Source organism: Sphingobium quisquiliarum P25, assembly GCF_000445065.1.
Lineage (GTDB): Bacteria > Pseudomonadota > Alphaproteobacteria > Sphingomonadales > Sphingomonadaceae > Sphingobium > Sphingobium quisquiliarum.
On record NZ_ATHO01000029.1, the window covers coordinates 1 to 4,264 of the forward strand.

4 protein-coding genes and 2 pseudogenes are annotated in these 4,264 nt (G+C 67.9%); all 6 read left to right on the forward strand.

Going from position 1 to position 4,264, the window contains the following annotated elements; translation table 11 throughout:
- Positions 1-194, forward strand: a pseudogene (locus L288_RS26005) (flagellar basal-body MS-ring/collar protein FliF); the annotation flags it as partial.
- A complete protein-coding gene (gene fliG, locus L288_RS26010) occupies positions 187-1,200 on the forward strand; it encodes a flagellar motor switch protein FliG (RefSeq protein ID WP_021237070.1) in 1,014 nt (337 codons plus the stop codon). The pseudogene L288_RS26005 and the gene fliG, both read left to right, overlap by 8 nt.
- 52 nt (positions 1,201-1,252) lie before the next feature.
- Entirely contained in the window at positions 1,253-1,831 is a 579-nt protein-coding gene (locus L288_RS26015; RefSeq protein ID WP_152522037.1) for a FliH/SctL family protein, read from the forward strand.
- Complete coding sequence (locus L288_RS26020) at positions 1,828-3,156, forward strand: FliI/YscN family ATPase (protein ID WP_021237072.1); 1,329 nt, start codon at positions 1,828-1,830, stop codon at positions 3,154-3,156. Before L288_RS26015 ends, L288_RS26020 begins: the two co-directional genes overlap by 4 nt.
- On the forward strand, positions 3,153-3,578 hold the full coding sequence (locus L288_RS26025; protein ID WP_021237073.1) for a hypothetical protein: 426 nt from the start codon (positions 3,153-3,155) through the stop codon (positions 3,576-3,578). The genes L288_RS26020 and L288_RS26025 overlap by 4 nt, the downstream gene beginning before the upstream one ends.
- Position 3,579: 1 nt before the next feature.
- Positions 3,580-4,264: pseudogene (locus L288_RS43415) on the forward strand (hypothetical protein); the annotation flags it as partial.

Sequence of the window (4,264 nt, forward strand, 5' to 3'; positions counted from 1 at the left end):
TCTCGACCGAAATCGGCCGTCAGGCGGGCGCGACGCCCGATGCGGGCGGGACTGTCACGCTCGACATGATCTCCTCCACCTATGATTATGCGCAGCGCGCCGACCTCATCCGCAACTTCGTGAAGCAGGACCCCGATCGCGCCGCCCTCGTCGTCCGCGACCTTCTGAAGGAAGGGAAGAAGGACAATGGCTGAGGCCGATACCGCCCCCGCGATCAAGGGCAGCGCCGCCGCCGCCGTCCTGCTGATGCTGTTCGACGAGGATGAGGCCGCGCAGATCCTCTCGCGTCTCGAACCCGACGAAGTGCGCCAGCTTGGCTATGCGATGTACGATGTCGCCGACGTGCAGGTCGAGGAAGTGAATGAAGCGCTCGACCATTTCGTCACCAAGGCGAAGAAGCGCACCACCATCGGCTATGGTGCGAGCCGCCATATCCGCGGTGCGATGACCAAGGCGCTGGGCGAGGAGCGCGCCGAAACCATCCTCGCGCGCATCACGCCGCCGACCCGCTCCACCCAGCTTGAAATGCTCAAATGGATGGATGCCAAGGAAGTCGCGTCGCTGATCGAGGCGGAGCATCCGCAGATCATGGCGATCGTGCTCGCCCATCTGGAAGCGCCGATCGCCGCCGATGTCCTGCAACTGCTTCCGGCCGAATATCAGGAAGAGATCGTCTACCGCATCGCGACCCTCGGTCCCGTGTCGAACGAAGCTCTGGACGACCTCGAACAGCTGCTGCTGCGCGGATCGACCTCCAAGAAGCAGGGCGCGGCGTCGCAGCGCGGCGGCACGGTCGAAGCGGCCGCGATCATGAACAATGTCCGCAAGGAAAATGAACAGCGCATCATGAAGGCGGTGGCCAAGCGCGACAAGATGATCGCCCAGACCATCGAGGAAGAGATGTTCGTGTTCGATAACCTGATCGACATGGATGACAAGAATATGGGCACGCTGATGCGCACCATCGACAGCAGCGTGCTGGTCGTGGCGCTCAAGGGCGCGAACGAGATGCTCAAGGGCAAGATCTTCGGCTCCATGTCCGCCCGCGCGGCGCAGGCCATCGCCGACGAGATCGAGGAGCGCGGCCCCATCCGCCTTGCCGAAGTGATCGAGGCGCAGAAGCTGATCATCGCCACCGCGCGCCGCATGGCCGACGCTGGCACCATCATGCTGGGCGGCAAGGGGAACGATTTTGTTTAAGGTTCTGGACGCGGGCAGCATCCGCGACGCCGCCAGCATTCCGCTGACCGGCATGGCGCAGGTCCGCAGCGGCGGCTTTCGCAGCCTCTATGCCGATACGCCCGGCGCCAGCGGTGCGGCGATGCACGACGCCATGCCCGCCATGACGGACGAGGATCTGATCGAGCAGGCGCGGATGGAAGCCTTCGCGCAGGGTTTTGACGAAGGATGCCGGGTGGTCGGCGATGCCGCCGCCGCCGATGCCGAGGCGCGGGCGCGCCTCGCCGAAGCGCTCGAACTGCTGACCCCCGCGCCCAGCGGCATGCTGTCGACCATGTTGTCGGCGACGGTCGTCCGCCTGGTCGAACAGATTGTCGGCGAGGTGGAGATCGACCTGGAACGCCTCGTCCAGCGCTGCGACACCGTCGCCGCCTTTATCGAGGATAATGATGGCAAGGGCGCGCTGCACCTCCACCCCGACGACATGGCGATGCTGGAAGGGGAGGCGATCGGCCTGCGGCTGGTGGGCGACCCCGCCATGCCGCGCGGCTCGGTGCGGCTGGAAACCACGGACGGCTGGGTCGAGGACGGGCCGGACGTCCGCCTGTCCCGCCTGCGCGCGCTGCTCGACGATATGGAGGGCAAGGCGTGATCAAGGCCGCGCTCGCCCAGGCCGAAAGCCTGTTCGGCCATCTTCAGGTCCAGAACCGGCAGCCGCGCCATGTGGGACGGCTGGTCAGCCATGATGCGGGCATGCTGGAGGTCACGGGCTTCCGCAAGCCGATCGGCGCGGGCGCGCGGGTGATCGCTTCGGACGGCACCGTCTGCCGCGCCGAGGTCGTCGGCTTTCGCGGCGACAGGACGCTGCTGGTCCCGCTCGACGCCGACGCCCCGCTGGAAAATGGCGCGCGGGTCGAACCGGACAGCCAGGCCAATATGGTGCAGGTCGGCGAAGGGCTGATCGGCCGCGTCATCGACGCCATGGGCCAGCCGCTCGACCGCAAGGGGCCGATCATCGCTGGCGGATCGTGGCCGCTGAACGGCGTCAAGGGCAATGTGCTCGACCGGGGCCGCGTCACCGAACCGTTCGACCTTGGCGTCCGCGCCGTCAACGCGCTGCTCACCGCCGGGCGGGGCCAGCGCATCGCCATCATCGCCGGTTCGGGCGTCGGCAAGTCGGTCCTCATGGGCCAGATGATCGCCGGGGCCGAAGCCGACATCGTCGTCGCTGGCCTGATCGGCGAACGCGGCCGCGAGGTCAGCGACTTCCTCGAAACCAAGCTCAAGGGCGCGATGCACAAATCGATCGTCGTCGCCGTGCCTGCCGATCATCCCCCGGTGCTGCGCCTGCGCGCCGCCGCCCGCGCCACCGCCATCGCCGAATATTTCCGCGCGCGCGGCAAGAAGGTCCTGCTGCTGATCGACAGCCTCACCCGCTGCGCCCATGCCCAGCGTGAAATCGGCCTTGCCCTTGGCGAGCCGCCCGCGATGAAGGGCTATCCGCCCTCCGCCCTCGCGCTGATCCCCCGGCTGGTCGAGCGCGCTGGCGTCGACGCGCGCACCGGCGGATCGATCACCGCCCTCTATACCGTCTTGGCGGACGGCGACGACACGGACGATCCGATCGTGGACGCCGCCCGCGCGATCGTGGACGGCCATTTCGTCCTGTCGCGCCATTTGTCGGAGCAGGCGATCTTCCCGGCGATCGACATCGGCAAGTCCCTCTCGCGCGTCATGGCCGATGTGGCGCCTGACGATCATCGCATGGCCGCCGCCGCCTATCGCCGCCTCTGGGCCGCCTACGAGGAAAATCGCGATCTCATTCTGATGGGCGCATACCGCCCCGGCAACGACCCGGTGATCGACGAAGCCGTGCAGCGCCGGCAGGAGATACTCGACTTCATCCGTCAGGATCAGAAAAGCCGCATCGACCTTGCCACCAGCGCTGATGCGCTGATCGCCGAGTTCGGCGCGTGAAGGGAGAGGTCGCGCGCCGCCAGCGCGTGCTGCGCGTCCGCCATGTGCAGCACGCCATGGCCGTCGCCGAAACCGCCCGCGCCCGCGACGAGGCGGAAAGCATTGCCCGCAATGCCGAACGCCTGCGGAAAGTGCGCGGTGATCTTTTTTCCGGCAATGGCGCTGCAACTGGCGCGACTTTTGCATCCATGCAGGAACTTGCTGGCCGGCTGGAGCAGGCTGGCCGTCAGCTGGATGGCGCGCTCTACGATGCGCGCCGCAAGGTGGAGGTCAAGGAAGGCCTCACCCTCGCGGCCAATCGGGATCGCGAAATCGCCGAAAAGCTCAAGGATCGCGCCCGCGCGGATCTGGAGCAATGGCGGGAGAACAAGCTGGCGGCCTTGCCCCGCTACCGCCGGATGCAGCGGACAGGAGATGTGTGACATGACCATGCTTCCCAGCCTCAAGGCACTGCTCTTTTCCTCGGCCCCGCTTGGCACGGCGGCGGCGCAGCCCGCCACGCCGGGGGAGACCTCCGATTTCGCCGCGCTGCTCGACGGATCGATGGAAGAGGTGAGCTCCGCGCCCCCGGCCGCCCTGCCCACGGGCGAGGAAGCGCCGGACTTGACGGTCGATGCCGCCCCTGCGGACGATCAGCGTCCCGCGCCCCGGCCGGACGATCATGTGCCGCCCGGCCTTGCGCTGGGTCTCATCAAGCACGCGCCGGAGCCTGTCCCCGCGCAACCCGCCGAAGGAGAGGCAGAGGCGGAACCGGCGGCATTGCCCGCTGCGCAGGTGCCGCAACCTTCCTCCGATCCGGCCGCTGATGTGGAGCAGGCCGTGGCTGCCGCCAAACCCCTCCTGGCCAAGGCGGAACCGAAGCTCGAAACCGCCGAAGCGCCCGCCACGGAAGGCACTCCGGCACCGGAAGCCAAGCCCGCGCGCAAGGAAAAGGCGAAAGCGGAGCGGCCCCAGCACGATATCGACACGGCCGCGCCAGCACCGCAGCCCTTGAGCGCAGCCGCGATCATCGCTGAACCCGCCATCGCGCCAGCCGCTGCCGACCCGGAACCATCGACGGACGTTGCCCCCCCCATCGCCGCCGCCAGCCCGCCTCCGGCCGCCGGAG

Coding starts and splice junctions, on each gene's coding strand:
- fliG (WP_021237070.1), top strand. CDS start 187: ATGGCTGAGGCCGATACCGCCCCCGCGATCAAGGGCAGCGCCGCCGCC.
- L288_RS26015 (WP_152522037.1), top strand. CDS start 1,253: ATGGCGCAGGTCCGCAGCGGCGGCTTTCGCAGCCTCTATGCCGATACG.